The organism is Micromonospora sp. NPDC049645, from assembly GCF_040675155.1.
Lineage (GTDB): Bacteria > Actinomycetota > Actinomycetes > Mycobacteriales > Micromonosporaceae > Micromonospora.
On the sequence record NZ_JBFAOI010000007.1, the window covers coordinates 187,028 to 204,739 of the forward strand.

Sequence of the window (17,712 nt, forward strand, 5' to 3'; positions counted from 1 at the left end):
GGGGTGCGCGACGCGATCAGTTGCTCGCCAGCCAGGCGACTCGACTAGTTGGCCGCCAGCCAGGCGACGAGTGCCACCAGCACGACGACGACCACCGCCACACCGATGATGAGCGGCAGGCGGGATGGCGCCTCCGTCTGTGCGGCGGCCTCCGGCGTGTGGGTGAAGGCGCGGAACGCCTCGGTGTTGCCGCTGGGGTCCGTGTAGTTCTCAGGCATGTCGGTGACCCTAGCGAAGCTGGTCACGCGGCACCGTCCCCGGCCCGCGACGTCCCAGGGGTGGGCCCGGCCGGCGGAGCCGACCCGACCGGGTGGCGGGTGCACCCGAGCCGGACGGCGGGGTCGCTACGCCCTCCCGGGCACCTACCGTGAAACGATGGGGGCGGGCCGGCTGATCGCCGTACTGGTGACAGCGCTGCTGGCCGGCTGCGCGCCGGCCACGGCGGTGGCCGGCGGGGCCACCGGGCCGGTGTCGGCGCGTCGGGCGCCCGAGGGGTCGTACGCCGTCGGCGTGCGTACGCTCACCCTCGATCCGCGCTCGGCGCGCCCCCTGCGGGTGACGATCTGGTACCCGGCGTCGACCGACCAGGTGGCGACCGGACGGTTCCCGGTGGTGATCTACAGCCACGGGTTGAACAGCCTGCCCGAGCTGCACGCCGGTCTGACCACCCGCTGGGCGGCGGCCGGTTTCGTGGTGGCCGCACCCGCCTACCCGCACACCCGGCAGGGTGCCGCGCACTTCACCCGGGCCGACGTACGCCACCAGCCGGCCGACGCCTGGCGACTGATCCGGTATCTGGGCGGCCTCGACCGCGACCGGGGCGACCCGCTCGCCGGGCACCTCGACCTGACCTCGATCGCCGCCGCCGGGCACTCGGCGGGCGGCTTCACCACCTCCGGAATGTTCAGCGCCGGACATTCCGCCCGGTTACGCGCCGGGATCGTCATCGCCGGCGGCGGGCTGCCGGGCAGCTTCGCCGGGCCGGCCGCACCGGTGCTCTTCGTGCACGGTACGAACGATCCGGTGGTGCCGGTGACGGTCGGCCGGGCCGCGTACGCGCGTACCCCCGGACCGGCCGCGTTCCTCAGCCTGCTCGGCCAGGACCACGGGGCGTACCTCACGCCGGGACACCCGGGCTTCACCCCGGTCCTCGCCACCACCACCGACTTTCTGCGCTGGACCCTCTACGGCGACCGGGCCGCCGGTGCCCGCCTCCCCGCCGACGCCCGCTCCCCCACCCTGACCCGTTACGAGTTTCGCCCGGCCCCCTGACGCTCGGAGTGTCCGATGCCCGCCGAGCACGCCGGCCGGACAGGGCACAATCGGATTCATGTCGCGTCGTGTTCCTCCCGCACTGCTGGCCAGCACCGTGCTCCTGGCCGGCCTGGTCGGCTGCTCAGCAGACGCCCGCCCGAGCGGGCAGGCGCCGCCGGTCGAGCCGAAGCCCGCCGCCACGCCGACACCGCAGGTCCCCGCCGGCAAGGCCCCGGAACGCGCCTTCGCGGTCGGCGTACGCCAGCTGAAGCTGACCCGGGACGGCCGCGCGCTGCCGACGACGCTCTGGTACCCGGCGTCCGGGCAGGCCGGCGGCGCGGCCAAGCGGTCGGCGACGGCGGCCGAGGGCCGGTTCCCGGTGGTGATGTTCAGTCACGGTCTGGGTGGACGACCGGACGACTACGCGACCCTGCTGACCCGCTGGGCGGCGGCAGGTTTCGTGGTGGCCGCGCCGACGTTCCCGCACACCTCCCGGGGCGCCGACAACAACGTGCTCGACGTGCTCAACCAGCCGGCCGACGTGTCGTACGCGTTGGATCAGGTGTTGGCGTTGGACGGCAAGGCCGGCGACGGGTTGCGCGGCCGGCTGGACGGCGAGCGGGTGGCCGCGGCCGGGCACTCGGCGGGCGGGGTGACCACCATCGGCCTGTTCACCGCGAGCCGGGACGAGCGGCTGGACGCGGGGGTGGTGTTCGCCGGCACGGCGCTCGGCGTGGGCACCGCGTTCGCCGGCGCGGCGGCGCCGCAGCTGTTCGTGCACGGGAAGTTGGACGAGGTGGTGGAGTACGCGGCGGGCAAGGCCGCGTACGACAAGGTGCCCTGGCCGAAGGCGATGCTCAGCCTGCCCAAGGGCGACCACGGGCGGGCGCTGCTCAGCGACGGCGCGACGCTGCGGGTCGTCTCGGACACGTCGGTCGAGTTTTTGCGCTGGTCGCTCTACGGCGACCCGGACGCCAAGAAACGCATCTCCACCGACGCGACGCGCGGCGACATCGCCACCTTCGACGACCACCTCTGAGCCGCCCGCCCCGCCCCGCCCCAGCCCGCAGCGGCGCGGAGGTCGCGCGGGTCAGGCGGTGTGGTCGATGACGACCTTGCCGAAGGCGTCGCCGGAGTGCAGTCGGGCGAAGGCGTCCTCCACCCGGCTGAACGGAACGACGCTGTCCACCACCGGGCGCACCTCGTTCTCCGAACAGAAGGCCAGCAGCTCGTACAGCTCGCCTGGGGTGCCCATCGAGGTGCCCAGGATCTCCAGCTGCATCGCGAAGACCCGGCGCAGGTTGACCGACGGCTCGTGCCCGGCCGTCGCGCCGGAGACCACGATCCGGGCCATCGGCGCGGCCGACTTCAGCGAGTGGTCGAAGGTGGCCGCGCCGACCGTTTCGATCACCACGTCGACCCGTTCCGGCAGCCGGGCACCGGGTTCCACGGCGGTGGCGCCGAGGGCCGAGATCCGGTCCCGCTTGACGGCGTCGCGGCTGGTCGCGTACACCCGTTTGCCCATCGCGACGGCGAGCGCGACGGCCGCGGTGGCGACACCACCGCCCGCGCCCTGCACCAGGACGCTGTCCGCGTCCGCGACGCGGCCCTTGGTGGTCAGCATCCGCCAGGCGGTCAGCCAGGCCGTGGGCAGGCACGCCGCGTCGGTGGCCGCCATGCCGTCGGGCAGCGGGATCAGGTTCGACCGGGGTACGGCCACCCGCTCGGCGAGCGTCCCGGGGAAGTGCTCGGAGAGGATGGAAACTCCGCGCGGGTCACCCGGGGTGACGACCACCGGGTACACCACCACCGGGTGCCCCTCCGGGTCCAGCCCGACGGCGTCGCAGCCGAGGATCATCGGCAGCTGGGCCGCGGTGAGACCCACCCCGCGCAGGGACCAGAGGTCGTGGTGGTTGAGCGAGGTGGCCCGCAACCGCACGGTCACCCAGTCGTCGGCCGGAGGGGTCGGCTCGGGCCGCTCGCCGACGGTGAGCGCGGCGAGCGGGTCGGCGTCGTCGAAGCGGGAGGCGAAGGCAGCACGCATGATCGGCACGGTAACAAGCTGAGCGCTCGTTAAGAAGCCGCCCGGCGGGCTAGCGGCGGGCGACGCCGTCGCGGCGGGCGGCTTCGGCGACCGCCTCGGCCACGGCCGGCGCGACCCGCGGGTCGAGCGGCGACGGCACGATCGCGTCGGCGGTGAGGGACTCCGCCACCACCCCGGCGATGGCGTCCGCGGCGGCGACCTTCATCGCCTCGGTGATCCGGGTGGCACCGGCGTCCAGCGCACCGCGGAACACCCCCGGGAAGGCGAGCACGTTGTTGATCTGGTTGGGGTAGTCGCTGCGCCCGGTGGCGACCACCGCGACGTGCCGGGCGGCCACCTCGGGGTGCACCTCCGGGGTCGGGTTCGCCAGCGCGAACACGATCCCGCCGGGCGCCATCCCGGCGACCGCCGCCTCGGGGATCTGCCCGCCGGAGACCCCGACCAGCACGTCCGCGTCGCGCAGCGCCTCGGTGATGTCGCCGTGCCGGCCGTCGGCGTTGGTGCTCGCCGCCAGCTCGGCCTTGGCGCCGGTCAGCTCGGTGCGGTGCCGGCCGATGATCCCCTTCGAGTCGCAGACCACCACCTGGTCGGGGTTGACGCCCCCGGCGATCAGCATCTTCGTCACGGCCACGCCGGCCGCGCCCGCGCCGCAGACCGCCACCCGCAGGTCACCGAGCTTGCGGTCGAGCAACGTCGCGGCGTTACGCAGCGCGGCGAGCACCACGATCGCGGTGCCGTGCTGGTCGTCGTGGAACACCGGGATGTCCAGCGCCTCGTCGAGCCGGCGCTCGATCTCGAAGCAGCGCGGCGCGCTGATGTCCTCCAGGTTGATCCCACCGAACGACGGCGCCAGCGCGCGCACCACGGCGACGATCTCGTCCACGTCCTGGGTGTCCAGGCAGACCGGCACCGCGTCCACCCCGGCGAACTGCTTGAACAGCACCGCCTTGCCCTCCATCACCGGCATCGCGGCGCGGGGGCCGATGTTGCCCAGCCCGAGCACCGCCGAGCCGTCGGTGACCACCGCGACCGTGTGCGAAACCCAGGTGTAGTCGTCCACCAGGGCGGGGTCGGCGGCGATCGCCTCACACACCCGGGCCACCCCCGGGGTGTACGCCAGGGAGAGGTCCTCCCGGCTGGTGAGCGGCACGGTCGAGGCGACGGCCATCTTGCCGCCCCGGTGCAGCAGGAAGACGGGATCAGCGGGGTCCACGGTGGACGAAGACATGGTGGTGACTCCAGGATCTGTCGAGCAGATGTGAGGCGGCCGGCCCCGCCGCGAGGTGGGCGGCGGGCGGTGGCACGCGGTGCGGGGGGTCACCCGGGCACTTTCCGAGCATAGTGTCGGCACCACCCCTCGGATGTGAGCAGGGTCATAACCGACGACGAGGCACCCGTCCGGGGCGTGGCCAGTAGCGGGCCAGCACCCGTCCGCGTACGTCGGCCACCCCGTAGGCCCGGGAGTCGTCGGTGATCAGGTCGTTGTCGCCCCGCAGCCACCAGCCGCCGTCCTGGGGCCGGACCGCACGCTTCACCACCAGCAGATCGGGCCGGGTCCGGAAGACCGCGACCACCACGTCGCCGGCTCGGATCGGGCGTCCCCCGGGGCGGACGAGTACCGCGTCGCCGTGCCGCAGGGTGGGCGCCATGGACGGGCCGGTCACCAGAACCGCGGTCAGCGGTCCGCGCAACCGGGGCGCCTCAGCCGGGTGATCGGTGGCCACTGGTTTCACCTCCACCCGGTTCGGGGAGCATTCCCAGGAGTAATGTCGCCTTTGATCATCGCAAACTTCCCATGGAGGATCCCGATGCGACTTCCGCGCATCCTTGCGCCCCGCGTCACCGCGAGCGCTCACTGCGACCTACCGTGCGGTGTCTACGACCCGGCCCAGGCCCGGATCGAGGCCGAGTCGGTCAAAATGATCTGCGAGAAGTACCAGTCGAACACCGACCCGGAGTTCCGCACCCGCGCCATCATCATCAAGGAGCAGCGCGCCGAGCTGGTCAAGCACCACCTGTGGGTGCTCTGGACCGACTACTTCAAGCCGCCGCACTTCGAGAAGTACCCGAACCTGCACAGCCTGTTCAACGAGGCCACCAAGCTCGCCGGCGCCGGTGGCGTCAAGGGCAGCCTCGACCCGGCCACCGCCGACAAGCTGCTCGCGAAGATCGACGAAATCTCGAAGATCTTCTGGGAGACCAAGAAGGCGTGACCTCTCCGGTCATCCCGACGATCCGGCCGGCACGTCCCGAGGACGTGCCGGCCGTCGTCGCCATGGTGCACGAGCTGGCCGAGTACGAACGTGCCCCGGAGCAGTGCCACCTGACCACCGAGCAGCTGACCTCGGCGCTGTTCACCAGCGCTCCGGCGCTGTTCGGTCACGTCGCGGTCGACGAGCACGACGAGCCGGTCGGCTTCGCGCTGTGGTTCCTGAACTTTTCCACCTGGGCCGGCGTGCACGGCATCCATCTGGAGGACCTCTACGTCCGGCCGGCCGCGCGGGGCACCGGGGCCGGCCGACTGCTGCTCGCCGCGCTGGCCGACATCTGCGTACGGCGCGGCTACCAGCGGCTGGAGTGGTGGATGATCGACTGGAATCCGGCGGCCGGTTTCTACGCCTCGATCGGCGCCGAGCAGATGAGCGAGTGGCTTCCCTATCGGCTCAGCGGCGACGCGCTCCGCGAGTTGGCCGATCACGCCACCACCGCCGGCACGCGTACGGGCGACTGACCGGGTAGAGTCCCCGACCGGGGGGATGAGGCGTGACTCAACTGACTGGCCAGCCAGTGACCGACGACGACGTGGTGCACCTCACGGTGCCCGCCGACGGCGGTTACCTCGGCGTGCTCCGCACCGCCACCGCCGGTCTCGCGGCCCGGTTGCAGTTCGCGCTCGACGAGATCGAGGATCTGCGGATCGCGGTCGACGAGGCGTGCGCCATGCTGCTCGCCATCGCCACCCGCGACGCCGAGTTGGAGTGCCGCTTCGCGGTCACCGAGGACGCGTTGACCGTGGAGGTGACGGTGCCGACCGTGCGCGGCGCCACCCTGCCCGCCGAGTCGTCCTTCGCCTGGAAGGTGCTCACCGCGCTGACCACCTCGGCGTCGGCCTCGTCGGCCGACGGTCGGGCCACGATCGCGCTGCTCACCCGACGCTCCGGCGGCTACTGACCGACCCGGCGCGGCGCGGGCCGGCACGGGTCACTCGAAGCCGAGGGCGCGGGTCGTCGGTGGGCTGATCAGCAGCCAACCCACGCCCAGCCCGAGCACCATCAGTGGCACGCCCAGCCAGCCCAGCCCAGCCTGGATCATGAACCACCCGATCGGCAGCAGCATCAGCTGGAGCACGATCGCGGGGGCGCGTGCGCCCGCCTGACGGCGCAGCAGCGCCCGGCCCAGCGCCCAGAGCACGACCGCCGCCCCGATGGCGAACGCGGTCACCAGCAACGCCGCCAGCAGGTCTGTGCGGGTGGCCGTGAGGTCGGCCCAGACCAGCCAGACGGCGACCAGCCCGACGACGGCCGCCTCCGCCCACAGCAGCCGGACCGCCCAGCGGAGCGTGACGGGGATCGGGTCCGAGTCGATGGTCACGCGCGCCACGATACCCGGGCTGCCGAGAGGTACAGTGCCGCCCATGCGGGCCGTCCTGGTGGTCAATCCGAAGGCCACCACCACCAGCGAACGCAGCCGGGACGTGCTTGTCCGGGCGCTGCGCAGCGAAGTCGACCTCAGTGTGCGCTACACCCGTCGGCGGGGTCACGCCGTGGCGCTGGCCCGGGAGGCAGCCGCGGAGGGGGTCGACCTGGTCGTCACCCTGGGTGGCGACGGCACGGTGAACGAGGTGGTGAACGGCCTGATGACGGCCGAACCGCCGGCTCTCGCCGTCGATGCCCCGATGGCCGAGCGGCTGCCCGCGCTGGCGACGGTTCCCGGCGGCTCGACCAACGTGTTCGCCCGCGCGGTGGGCCTGCCCCGGGAGTGGCCGGAGGCGACCAGCATGATCCTGGAGGGACTGCGGTTGGGCCGGAGCCGGACGGTTGGGCTGGGCCGCGCCGACGACCGCTACTTCACCTTCTGCGCGGGGTTCGGCCTGGACGCCGCGGTGATCCACCGGGTGGAGCAGGCTCGGCGCAAGGGCCGGGTGTCCACTCCGTCGCTCTATCTGCGCTCGATCATGAACCAGTACTTCTTCGCCTCGGACCGGCGGCACCCGGCGATCGTCCTGGAGCGTCCGGGTGAGCCGGCGGAGGCCGAACTGGCCACCGTCATCATCCAGAACACGGCGCCCTGGACGTATCTGGGCGACCGTGAGGTCAACCCGAACCCGGCCGCGTCGTTCGACCTCGGGCTGGATGTCCTGGCGTTGCGTCAGCTCCGGGTGGCTAGCACAACACGGACAGTGACGCAGTTCCTGGGTCGACAGCCGAATCCTCGCGGCCGGCAGGTGTTACGTCTTCATGACACAGCGGAGTTCACGCTGGTCTCCAGCCGTCCGCAGGCGTTCCAGCTGGACGGGGACTATCTCGGCGAGCGGGAGAAAGTCAGATTTACCTCCGTTCCCGCCGCACTGAGAGTAATCTGCTAGGTCTCGGGTACCGCCCTAGGTCGACACGGTGGCCACAACCGATCGACATGGTCGCCGCCACACCGAGGGGCAGGTGCCGGAAATGTCAGCAATGTCACGCGGACTGTACTATATTGATCCTCGACTGTGGCACGGCGGGTAACCAGGAAAGCACTGGAACCCGGACAAATGGGTTGTGGGCTTGCTCACCGCCCGGAGTTTTTCCGAGCGTCACCCTTGACATCACGACTGTTCGTGAAAGTATTCACAAGCGAACTTGAGTTACCGAGACATGGCCTGGATATGCTCGTCAGGTTGAGCTGTTCCAGCAGGTCCCCGGTGCTAACAGCCTGCTCACGCACTGCCGAATGGACGAACGCTAACTGTCACATCGGCACTGCGGATGCATATAGGAAAAGCACGACAAGCAATATTTGCCACCCATCCAGAATGAGGAGTGTTGCCGCCATGGACTGGCGTCACCATGCTGTCTGCCGCGACGAGGACCCGGAGCTGTTCTTCCCGATTGGGACGTCCGGACCGGCTCTCCTGCAGGTCGAGCAGGCCAAGGCCGTCTGCAGGCGCTGCTCCGTGACCGACCAGTGCCTGCAGTGGGCGCTCGAGTCCGGTCAGGACGCCGGCGTCTGGGGCGGAATGAGCGAGGAAGAGCGGCGCGCTGTCAAGCGGCGCGGCGGTCTCCGGGTGCTGCGCGCTCACTCCGCCTGATCCCCAACGACACAGCCGTACGCCCCGGTGGGTTCGCCCGCCGGGGCGTTCTGCTGTCCCGGCACCACGGATCACCACCGTGCCGACACGGTCACCCCGTCGACGCCAGCACCGGCCGGTCGTCGACCCGACGCAACACCAACTCGACCAGCTCCGGCGCGTCGGTCAACGGGGCGGCGACCGCCACCGCGCCCGCCGCCCGAGCCGCCTCCGCCACCGCGTCGTGGAACAGCCCCGGCGCCAGGAAGTACGCCGACACCGCCACCCGGCGCGCGCCGGACGCCCGCAGCCGGGACACCGCCACGCCGGCCGCCGGTGGAGCCGCCGACGCGTACGCCACCCGGCAGGGCACCCCGAACTCCACGCCCAGCGCGTCGGCGACCCGGCCCACCGAGCGACGCGCTCGCGCGTCCCGGGTGCCCGCGGCGGCCAGCACCAACGCGTCGAGGCGGCCCGGGTGCGTCTCCGCCAGCCGACGGCACAGCCCGGCCAGCAGCCCCGGATCGGGCGTCCCGCCCGTCGGGCCGAGCACATCGGTCACCCGTACCGCCAGCGGCGGGCCGGCCTGCGCCGCCGCGGCGACCGCCGCCGGGATGTCCACCCGGTGGTGGTACGCGGCGGTCAGCAGCAACGGCACCAGCACCGCCCGGCGGTGACCGGCCACGGCCAGGTCGCGCAGCACGGCGGTCGGCCCCGGCTCGGTGTGGTCCAGCCAGCTCGCCCACACCGGTGTGCCCGGTCGGGCGGCCGACACCGCCCGAGCCAGTGCCCGGGTGGCGTCGGCCGCTCGCGGATCACGACTGCCGTGCGCGACCAACACCACCGGATCCGCCCCGCCGGCCGCACCGGGGCCGGTCAGGGTCGTCGCCGGGGAGGTCAGACGTGCAGCCCGCACTCGGTCTTCTCGAACATGGCCCACCGGCCGGCCCGCGCGTCCTCGCCGGCCTTCGTACGGCGGGTGCACGGCCAGCAGCCGATCGACCCGTAACCCTGCTTGAACAACTCGTTGACCGGCACGTTGAAGCGGGCGATGTAGGCGTCCACATCTCCCTGCGACCACGCCGCGATCGGGTTGACCTTGACCTTGCCGCGTCGCGCGTCGAAGGTCACCACCGGCGTGTTGGCCCGGGTCGGCGACTCGTCCCGACGCAGCCCGGCGGCCCAGGCGTCGTACCCGGTCAGCGCCCGCTCCAGCGGCTCCACCTTGCGCAGCTGGCAGCAGTCGTCCGGCGACTTGTTGAACAGCCGGGGGCCGTACTGACCGTCCTGCTGGCCGACGGTGAGTCGGGGCCGGATCGACCGGACGTTCACCGGCAGCGTCCGGGCGACCTCGTCGCGGACCCGCAGCGTCTCGGGGAAGTGCAGACCGGTGTCGAGGAAGACCACGTCCACCCCCGGGGCCACCCGGGACACCAGGTGGGCCAGCACGGCGTCGGCCATCGAGCTGGTGACGCAGAACCGCTCGCCGAAGGTCTCCGCGGCCCAGCGGGCGATCTCCAGCGCCGGGGCGCCCTCCAGGTCCCGAGCGGCCTGCTCGGCAAGCGTCCGCAGCTCGTCCGGGTCGCGCCGGGTCGGGTCGGCCGGCGTCGCGCCGCCCGGGCCGACCAGGCGCAGGCTCGCGGCCGAGACGAGACTCACCCGAGCTGGCTTCTTTTCGCTCGCGGCTGCGGGGCTGGCAAGCTCACTCCTCGCGCTCACCGGGTCACCGTCCGACTGAGCAGCCCGGTGAACTTCACCGAGAAGACCCGGGTGCAGGCGTGGCACTCCCAGGCGCCGTGCCCCGCCTCGTGCGGCCGCAGGTCTTCCTCCCCGCAGTAGGGGCAGTACAGAGGTGCCGCTCGGTTCTCGCTGCTCACCGCAGTTCCTCCTCGTCGACTCTGATCACCCAGTTGGCGAACGTCTCGCCCTCGCTGCGGCCGGCCAGGTAGCGGAGGGCCAGCCGTTCCACGTACTCCGGAAGCTCCTCGGCGGTGGTCTTCAGGCCGCGCAGCTTGCGACCGAACCCGGCGGTCTGCCCCTGGGCCATGCCCAGCCCGCCGCCCAGGTGCACCTGGAAGCCCTCGACCTGCCGGCCGTCCGGGCCGACCACCAGTTGACCCTTCAGCCCGATGTCGGCCACCTGGGTACGCGCGCAGGCGTTCGGGCAGCCGTTGATGTGAATCGAGATGTCCGCGTCGAAGTCGCGCAGCCGCTGCTCCAGCCGGGCCACCAACTCCTCGCCGCGGGCCTTCGTCTCGACGATGGCGAGCTTGCAGTACTCGATGCCGGTGCACGCCATGGTGCCGCGCCGCCAGGCCGACGGTCGGGCCTCCAGACCGATCCCGCGCAGCGCGTCGACCAGCGACTCCGTCCGCTCCGACGGCACGTCGAGCACCAGCAGCTTCTGGTACGGGGTGAGTCGCACCCGGTCGCTGCCGTGCGCCTCGACCACGTCGGCCAGCTGACTGAGCTGCGCCCCGGAGACCCGCCCGACGACCGGAGCGGCGCCCACGTAGTGCCGCCCGTCGGCCTGCTCGTGCACGCCCACGTGGTCGACCGGCTTGGACGGCAGGATCGGCGCCGGACCGTCGAGCAGCGTACGGCCGAGGTAGTCCTTCTCCAGCACCTCGCGGAAGCGCTCCACGCCCCAGTCGGCGACCAGGAACTTCAACCGGGCCCGGTTGCGCAGGCGACGGTAGCCGTAGTCGCGGAAGATCCCGACCACGCCGGCCCACACGTCGGGCACCTCGGCCAGCGGCACCCAGACACCGAGCCGCTTGGCGAGCATCGGGTTGGTGGAGAGACCCCCGCCGACCCAGACGTCGAAGCCGGGCCCGTGCTCGGGGTGGTCGACACCGAGGAAGGCGATGTCGTTCGACTCGTACGGAGTGTCCACCAGCCACGAGATCGAGGTCTTGAACTTGCGGGGCAGGTTGGAGTACTGCTTGTCCCCCACGTACCGGGAGACGATCTCGTCGATCGCCGGGGTCGGGTCGAGCAGCTCGTCGCGGGCCACCCCGGCGACCGGGCTGCCCAGCACGATCCGCGGGCAGTCGCCGCACGCCTCGGTGGTCTGCAGGCCGACCGACTCCAGCCGGCGCCAGATCTCCGGCATGTCCTCGACCCGGATCCAGTGGTACTGGATGTTCTGCCGGTCGGTGATGTCGGCGGTGTCCCGCGCGAACTCCCGGGAGATGTCCGCGATCACCCGCAGCTGGGCCAGGCTGAGCTGGCCGCCGTCGATGCGGACCCGGAGCATGAAGAACTCGTCCTCCAGCTCGTGCGGCTCCAGCACGGCGGTGCGCCCGCCGTCGATGCCCGCCTTGCGCTGGGTGTAGAGGCCCCACCAGCGGAACCGGCCGCGCAGGTCCTGCGGGTCGATCGAGGCGAAGCCGCGGTGCGCGTAGATGGTCTCGATGCGAGCCCGGACGTTGAGCGGGTCGTCGTCCTTCTTGATCCGCTCGTTGGGGTTCAGCGGCTCGCGGTGGCCGAGCGCCCACTGACCCTCACCCCGCAGCCGGCGCGGCGCTCGGGCCGGGCGAGCCGTCGGGTCCTCGGATCGGGCCGGGGTGCTGCTGACCGCCATCGCGGCGTCCTCCGTTGTCTGCTGTGCCTCGGTGTACGCGGGGCGCGGCGGCCGGCCCGCCGAAGCGGGCGGGGACAACGGTGTCTTCAGACAGCCGGCGCGAGCGCGCCCGAGACGGATTGGTCGGGCGTCGTCAGTAGGCCGGACAGATCGCGCTGCGCACGCGGCCGTAATCAACGTGGCGACGTGCCACGAAGCGGCGGACGACTGCGGCGGTCATGGGCTCATGCTGCCACACCCCATGGGGGCCGGCCAATGTCTGCGTGCTGGATCCCACATCACGGGCCCAGAGGTCAGCCGACCAGCTGGTCACCAAGGACAGTTCGGGCATAACGCACAACCCGCCCCTGCCGTACGCCGGCGACCAGGCCGTTGTCCCGCAGTGTGGTGAGGTGGTGCGACGCGGTCGCCGGTGCGAGACCCAGCATCGCGGCCAGTTCGCCGGTACTCAGCGGCGTGTCGAGCAGGGCGAGCGCCGCCGCCCGCGTACCGCCGAGGAGAGCGCTCAGCGCCGCGCTGGGCGGCGGCGAATCCCACAGCCCGCCCAGCCCGGTGGGCGGGTAGCAGAGGGCGGGCCCGGCGTCGCCCTCCATGATCGCGTGCACCGTCGGCCCGGAGAACGCGGTGGGCAGCAGCGTCCACGGGCGGCCGTCCAGGCCGGCCGGCCGGGTCGCGCCGACGGCGACCCGCAGCGCCGCGCCGTCCCACCGGATCAACGGGTGCAGCTCGCGGAGCAGGGTACGCCCGCCCTGCTCGGCGGCGAGCAGCGTCCGCCGCCGGATGTCGGCCAGCGCGAGCGCCCGCAGTCGGGGCCAGTCCGGTGCGATCAGCAGGGTGAAGTACCGGTGCAGCTGCGCGACCAGTTCGTCCGGGGACAGCCGGGGTGCGCCGGCGCGTTCCAGTTGCCGCCGCACCCGGGACGGGTCGGTCCCGGCGACCGCCCGCAACTCGGCGGCCAGGTTCGGTGCCACCCCGATCGGGGTGAGGAAATCCGGCACGTAACCGTTTGACGACCTGAGCACCGCCAACAACGGCTCCAGGCCGGCATCCGGTAGCAGTTGCTCCGCGCGCTCCCTCCACGGACGGTGCATCCAGTACTTCGCCGGCTTGCGCAACGCCCAGGAGCTGGCCACCAGCTCGGCCAGGGGCGAGTGCACGAACCGCACCCGGCTCAGGTCGTCGGGCGAGAACCGAACCTCGATCACCGACGGATTCGACCACGCTCGAACGGTTCGGCGACAGCGCGGAGCGGCCCGAGGATCCTCACATGGAGTACAGACAACTGGGACGGTCGGGCCTGCGCGTCAGCGCGGTCGCGTACGGCAACTGGGTCACCCACGGCAACCAGCTCGACGACGACACGGCGGCAGCGTGCGTGGCCGCCGCCCTGGACGCGGGCATCACCACGTTCGACACCGCCGACCGGTACGCGCAGGGGCGGGCCGAGGAGGCGCTGGGCAAGGCGTTGAGCGGCGTCCGGCGCAGCTCGATCGAGCTGTGCACGAAGGTGTGCCTGCCGGTCGGGCCGGGGGCCAACGACGCCGGGCTGTCCCGCAAGCACGTCATCGAAGGCTGCCACGCCTCGCTGAGCCGGCTGGGCACCGACTACATCGACCTCTACCAGGCGCACCGGTACGACGACACCGTGCCGCTGGAGGAGACGATGCTCGCCTTCGCCGACCTGGTCCGTCAGGGCAAGGTGCTCTACGTCGGCGCCTCCGAGTGGACCGCCCCGCAGCTGCGCGCGGGTGCGCGGCTCGCCGCCGAACTGCACATCCCGTTCATCGCCAACCAGCCGCAGTACTCGATGCTGTGGCGGGTGGTGGAGGCCGAGGTGTCGCCGGCCTGCGCTGACCTCGGCCTGGGCCAGCTCGCCTGGGCGCCCCTCGCGATGGGCGTGCTGACCGGCCGGTACGAACCGGGTGGCCGTCCGCCCGCCGGCTCCCGGGCCGCCGACGGTTTCGGTGGCCCGTTCATCGCCCGCTACTCCTCGGATCTGCTGCTCTCCCGGGTACGCCAGCTCCGGCCGGTCGCCGAGGCCGCCGGCTGCACGATGGCCCAGTTGGCGGTGGCGTGGGTGCTGCGCCGTCCCACCGTGGCGGGCGCGATCGTCGGCGCGTCACGGCCCGCGCAACTCGCCGAGACGGCCGGGACCGCCACGGTACGGCTCGACGACGAGCTGATGGCCCGGGTCGACGCCGTCCTCGACGAGCTCGTGGAGCGTGATCCGGCGAAGACCGCCCGACCGAACGACGTGATGCCCGCCTGGCGCCCACCGCCTGCCGTCGGCTGACGCCCACGGAAGGGACGGCCGTGGCAGGCTCGGAGCGTGGGGCAATTGTCCGAGAAGTCGGCCGGGGCGGCGTGGGAGCGGCTGCGCCGCCTGCCGGTCTGGCTTGCCCCGGCGCTGTTGACCCTGGCGGTGACCCTGACCGGGCTGGGCTCCGCCCAACTCTGGCGCGACGAGCTGGCGACGTGGAGCGCGGCGACGCGCTCACCCACCGAGCTGGCCCGACTGGCCGGCACCATCGACGCCGCCACCGGGCCGTACTACCTGCTGATGCACGGTTGGACCAGGGTCGTCGGCGACTCCACGGTCGCCCTTCGGGTGCCGGCCGTGTTGGCGATGACGGTGGCCGCCGGGCTGCTCGCCGTGCTCGGCGCGCGGCTCGTCGACCGACGCGGCGGCCTGCTCGCCGGGCTGCTGTTCGCGGTACTCCCCAGCACCTCCCGCTACGGGCAGGAGGCCCGCCCGTACGCGTTGGCCACCATGCTCGCCGTGCTCGCCACCCTGGTGCTGGTGGCCGCGCTGCGTCGACCGGGCTGGGCCCGTTGGGCCGGGTACGCCGTCGCCGTCGCCGCTCTCGGGCTCATCCACCTGATCGCGCTCACCCTGCTCGCCGCACACGCGCTGGTCGTCCTCGTCGCCTGGTGGCGCGGCCCGGCCGTGGCCGGCGTCGCCACGCCGCCTCACCTGGACGCCGGGCGGGATCGGCGGGTGTGGCGGTGGCTGGTCGCCGTGCTGCCGGTCGCGCTGTTGGCCGGCCCACTGTTGGTCAAGGCCCGGACCCAGCAGTCCCGGCAGTTGAACTGGGTCCACCTGGCTCGCCTGGACGACCTGAGCGCGCTGCCCGGCGGCGTGACCCAGAGCGGTGTGGTGGGTGGCCTGCTGGTCGGGGTCGCCGCGCTTGGTGCGGCCCGACTCGGGCGGCGCGCCCTGCTGCCGGTCGGCGCGGTGCTGCTGCCCGTACTGCTGCTCTTCGTCGCCGGCACGGTCGTTCCGCTGTGGGTGCCCCGGTACCTGGTCTTCGTGGTGCCGTTCGCGTGTCTGCTGGCGGGCGCGGCGCTGGCCGCCGTGCCCGCGCCGGCCGCGCTGGTGGTGGTGGTCCTGGCCGGGCTGCTCGGCCTGCCCGACCAGGCCGCGCTGCGCCGGACCCACGAGTGGCCGCGCAGCGCGCCGGTGGACTACGCGGGGGCGGCGCGGGTGATCGCCGACGGCCAGCGGCCGGGTGACGCGGTGGTCTACTCGCCCCGGCACAGCTGGCTCTTCCTCGACCTGGGCATCGAGTACCACCTCGGCGACCCACCCCGGGACGTGTTGGTCACCGAGGACGAGGTCCGCCGCGGCGACCTGTGGGCCGCCGAGTGTCCGCAGCCGGCGCAGTGCCTGGCCGGCACGACACGGGTGTGGCTCGTCGTCTCCGGCCGGCACGCCGAGCCGCTGGCCGCCGTGCCGGACGCGAAGGGTGCCGCGCTGCGCGCGGACTTCACCGTCGCCCAGGTCTGGCAGCGCCCCGGCCTGACCGTCGCCCTGCTGACCCGCCGCCCCGGCGGCTGACCCAGCTCGGCGCCGTGCCCGACGCCACGCCACCCGGTGCCGCAGCTCGACCGGACAGGGCTGCTCGGGCGCGACACGTCGGCACCGCCGGCCTGCGAACGCGGTGGTCAGGCTTGTGCGCGGCCGTCCGGGGCGGTGCGGGCCAGCGGCACGACAAGCATCGCCTCGGTGCCGCCGTTGGCGCCGGCACGCAGCTCGATAGTGCCCCGCAGTTCACCGGTGACCAGGGCCCGGACGATCTGGAGGCCGAGCCGACTGCCGCGTTCGGCGTCGAAGTCCGGTGGTAGGCCGCGCCCGTTGTCGGTCACCGAGACGTGCAACATCTTGCGGAACCGGTGCGCCGAGACCACCACCTCGGGTCGCTGCGACGGGTCGACCTCGGCAGGTGCGACCGGCACCAGGCCCGACGCGGTGGGCGTGAGAGCCTGCTCCTCCGCGTCGTCGGCCGGCGGAAAGCCGTGCTCGACGGCGTTGAGCAGCAACTCGTTGAGGACCATCACCAGCGAGGTGGCGATCTCCGCCGGCAGCACGCCGAAGCTGCCCCGCCGCCGCATGCCGACGCTCACCTCGGTCGCCGCGACCTCGGTCGCCGCGCTGGCCACCCGGTCGACGATGCCGTCGAACTCGACCGCCTCGTCGCTGGACATGGAGAGCGTCTCGTGCACCAGAGCGATCGAGGCGACCCGCCGGACCGACTCCTCCAGCGCGACCCGGGCTTCCGGCATGGCCACCCGGCGGGCCTGTAGGCGCAGCAGCGCGGCCACCGTCTGGAGGTTGTTCTTCACCCGGTGGTGGATCTCCCGGATGGTGGCGTCCTTGGTGATCAGCGCCCGGTCCCGGCGCCGGACCTCGGTGATGTCCCGGACCAGCACCAGCGCGCCGATGGGCACTCCGGCCGGCATCAGCGGCAGCGCCCGGGTGAGCATCGTGGCGCCGCGGGCGTCGATCTCCCGGCGGGGCGGGGCCTCGCCGCGCAACGCGGCCAGGATGCCGTTCGCCGCCTCGGTGCCGTCCAGCGGGTCACCGGCCAGCCGGCGGTGCAGCGCGGCCAGGTCCTCGCCGACGAGGTGGGAGGCGTAACCCAGCCGGCGGTACGCGGACTGCGCGTTCGGGCTGGCGTAGGTGACCTTGCCGCCGGCGTCGAGCCGGACCAGGCCGTCGCCGACCCGGGGCGCCGAGGTGGTCTCGCCCGGGTGCCGCGGCGGCGGGAAGGTGCCATCCGCGATCATCTGCGCCAGGTCGTCGGCCGTGGTCAGGTAGTTGAGCTCCAGCTGGCTGGGGGTACGCGCGGTGGAGAGGTTGGTGTCCCGCCCCACCACGGCGATCACCTCGCCGGCCTCCCCCTCGGCGGTACGCAGCCGGACCGGGATCGCCTCGTGTCGGGCCGGCACGTCGCCGTACCAGACCGGGTCGCCCTCGCGCCAGATCCGGGCCTGGGAGTACGCCACCCCCAGGTGGGCCACCTCCGGCCCGCCGACGATCCGACCCACCTGATCGTCCTGATAGGCGGTGGGCGCGGTGGTCGGCCGGACCTGGGCGACGCAGAGGAACGTGCCGTCGGCGTCGACCGGCACCCAGAGCAGCAAGTCAGCGAAGGACAGATCGGAGAGCAGCTGCCAGTCGCCGGCGATCCGGTGCAGGTGGTCGATGTCGGCCGGACGGAGATGGGTGTGCTCCTCGGCGAGGTCGCGCAGCGTGGACACGGTGACCAGGGTGCCACG

At 72.8% G+C, this 17,712-nt stretch carries 20 protein-coding genes; 9 read left to right on the forward strand and 11 right to left on the reverse strand.

Annotated features, from left to right (window positions below):
* Positions 1–44: 44 nt before the first annotated feature.
* On the reverse strand, positions 45–218 hold the full coding sequence (locus tag AB0J33_RS18205; protein ID WP_363614922.1) for a hypothetical protein: 174 nt from the start codon (positions 216–218) through the stop codon (positions 45–47).
* Positions 219–375: 157 nt separating this feature from the next.
* Between AB0J33_RS18205 and AB0J33_RS18210 the strand changes: the two genes are divergently transcribed.
* Positions 376–1,272 carry an alpha/beta hydrolase gene (locus AB0J33_RS18210; RefSeq protein WP_363614924.1) on the forward strand — a complete coding sequence of 299 codons (897 nt, stop codon included), beginning with the start codon at positions 376–378 and terminating at the stop codon, positions 1,270–1,272.
* Positions 1,273–1,330: 58 nt separating this feature from the next.
* A complete protein-coding gene (locus AB0J33_RS18215) occupies positions 1,331–2,293 on the forward strand; it encodes a chlorophyllase (RefSeq protein ID WP_363614926.1) in 963 nt (320 codons plus the stop codon).
* A 51-nt stretch (positions 2,294–2,344) separates the two neighbouring features.
* On the opposite strand, the gene AB0J33_RS18220 is transcribed toward AB0J33_RS18215, so the two are convergent.
* From AB0J33_RS18220 to AB0J33_RS18230, 3 genes are all read right to left on the reverse strand, one after another.
* Positions 2,345–3,307, reverse strand: a complete 963-nt coding sequence (locus tag AB0J33_RS18220) for a zinc-binding dehydrogenase (protein ID WP_363614928.1) — start codon at positions 3,305–3,307, stop codon at positions 2,345–2,347.
* 40 nt (positions 3,308–3,347) lie between these two features.
* Positions 3,348–4,526, reverse strand: a complete 1,179-nt coding sequence (locus AB0J33_RS18225; RefSeq protein WP_363614930.1) for an NADP-dependent malic enzyme — start codon at positions 4,524–4,526, stop codon at positions 3,348–3,350.
* Between the two features lie 145 nt (positions 4,527–4,671).
* Positions 4,672–5,022, reverse strand: a complete 351-nt coding sequence (locus AB0J33_RS18230) for a S24/S26 family peptidase (RefSeq protein WP_363614932.1) — start codon at positions 5,020–5,022, stop codon at positions 4,672–4,674.
* Positions 5,023–5,106: 84 nt separating this feature from the next.
* On the opposite strand from AB0J33_RS18230, the gene sodN reads away from it, so the two are divergent.
* The 3 genes from sodN to AB0J33_RS18245 are packed head-to-tail and all read left to right on the forward strand — an operon-like array spanning position 5,107 to position 6,469.
* On the forward strand, positions 5,107–5,511 hold the full coding sequence (gene sodN / locus AB0J33_RS18235; RefSeq protein WP_030336684.1) for a superoxide dismutase, Ni: 405 nt from the start codon (positions 5,107–5,109) through the stop codon (positions 5,509–5,511).
* Positions 5,508–6,029 (forward strand): GNAT family N-acetyltransferase, encoded by a 522-nt coding sequence (locus AB0J33_RS18240; protein ID WP_363614934.1) that lies wholly within the window; start codon positions 5,508–5,510, stop codon positions 6,027–6,029. The genes sodN and AB0J33_RS18240 overlap by 4 nt, the downstream gene beginning before the upstream one ends.
* Positions 6,030–6,061: 32 nt before the next feature.
* Positions 6,062–6,469 (forward strand): ATP-binding protein, encoded by a 408-nt coding sequence (locus tag AB0J33_RS18245; protein WP_363614936.1) that lies wholly within the window; start codon positions 6,062–6,064, stop codon positions 6,467–6,469.
* A gap of 30 nt (positions 6,470–6,499) precedes the next feature.
* Here AB0J33_RS18245 and AB0J33_RS18250 read toward each other — a convergent pair whose 3' ends face one another.
* Positions 6,500–6,889, reverse strand: a complete 390-nt coding sequence (locus AB0J33_RS18250; protein WP_363614938.1) for a hypothetical protein — start codon at positions 6,887–6,889, stop codon at positions 6,500–6,502.
* A gap of 43 nt (positions 6,890–6,932) precedes the next feature.
* On the opposite strand from AB0J33_RS18250, the gene AB0J33_RS18255 reads away from it, so the two are divergent.
* Both AB0J33_RS18255 and AB0J33_RS18260 read left to right on the forward strand, forming a co-directional pair.
* Positions 6,933–7,883, forward strand: a complete 951-nt coding sequence (locus AB0J33_RS18255) for a diacylglycerol kinase family protein (protein WP_363614940.1) — start codon at positions 6,933–6,935, stop codon at positions 7,881–7,883.
* A 447-nt stretch (positions 7,884–8,330) separates the two neighbouring features.
* Entirely contained in the window at positions 8,331–8,588 is a 258-nt protein-coding gene (locus AB0J33_RS18260; protein WP_007072794.1) for a WhiB family transcriptional regulator, read from the forward strand.
* Between the two features lie 91 nt (positions 8,589–8,679).
* On the opposite strand, the gene AB0J33_RS18265 is transcribed toward AB0J33_RS18260, so the two are convergent.
* The 5 genes from AB0J33_RS18265 to AB0J33_RS18285 form a co-directional block, all read right to left on the reverse strand.
* Entirely contained in the window at positions 8,680–9,447 is a 768-nt protein-coding gene (locus tag AB0J33_RS18265; protein ID WP_363615204.1) for a CbiX/SirB N-terminal domain-containing protein, read from the reverse strand.
* 17 nt (positions 9,448–9,464) lie between these two features.
* Positions 9,465–10,226: a phosphoadenylyl-sulfate reductase gene (locus AB0J33_RS18270; RefSeq protein WP_363614943.1), complete on the reverse strand. Its 762-nt coding sequence runs from the start codon at positions 10,224–10,226 to the stop codon at positions 9,465–9,467.
* Positions 10,227–10,282: 56 nt separating this feature from the next.
* Positions 10,283–10,444, reverse strand: a complete 162-nt coding sequence (locus AB0J33_RS18275; RefSeq protein WP_334503463.1) for a hypothetical protein — start codon at positions 10,442–10,444, stop codon at positions 10,283–10,285.
* Complete coding sequence (locus AB0J33_RS18280; RefSeq protein WP_363614946.1) at positions 10,441–12,153, reverse strand: nitrite/sulfite reductase; 1,713 nt, start codon at positions 12,151–12,153, stop codon at positions 10,441–10,443. The genes AB0J33_RS18275 and AB0J33_RS18280 overlap by 4 nt, the downstream gene beginning before the upstream one ends.
* A 293-nt stretch (positions 12,154–12,446) precedes the next feature.
* Positions 12,447–13,358, reverse strand: coding sequence for an ArsR family transcriptional regulator (locus AB0J33_RS18285; RefSeq protein ID WP_363614948.1), 912 nt, complete (start codon positions 13,356–13,358; stop codon positions 12,447–12,449).
* 62 nt (positions 13,359–13,420) lie between these two features.
* Between AB0J33_RS18285 and AB0J33_RS18290 the strand changes: the two genes are divergently transcribed.
* Complete coding sequence (locus AB0J33_RS18290) at positions 13,421–14,446, forward strand: aldo/keto reductase family protein (protein WP_363614950.1); 1,026 nt, start codon at positions 13,421–13,423, stop codon at positions 14,444–14,446.
* A 36-nt stretch (positions 14,447–14,482) separates the two neighbouring features.
* Positions 14,483–15,991, forward strand: coding sequence for a glycosyltransferase family 39 protein (locus tag AB0J33_RS18295; protein WP_363614952.1), 1,509 nt, complete (start codon positions 14,483–14,485; stop codon positions 15,989–15,991).
* A 107-nt stretch (positions 15,992–16,098) separates the two neighbouring features.
* Here the strand turns inward: AB0J33_RS18295 and AB0J33_RS18300 are convergent, their stop codons facing one another.
* Positions 16,099–17,694, reverse strand: coding sequence for a histidine kinase N-terminal domain-containing protein (locus AB0J33_RS18300; protein ID WP_363614954.1), 1,596 nt, complete (start codon positions 17,692–17,694; stop codon positions 16,099–16,101).
* Positions 17,695–17,712 lie beyond the last annotated feature (18 nt).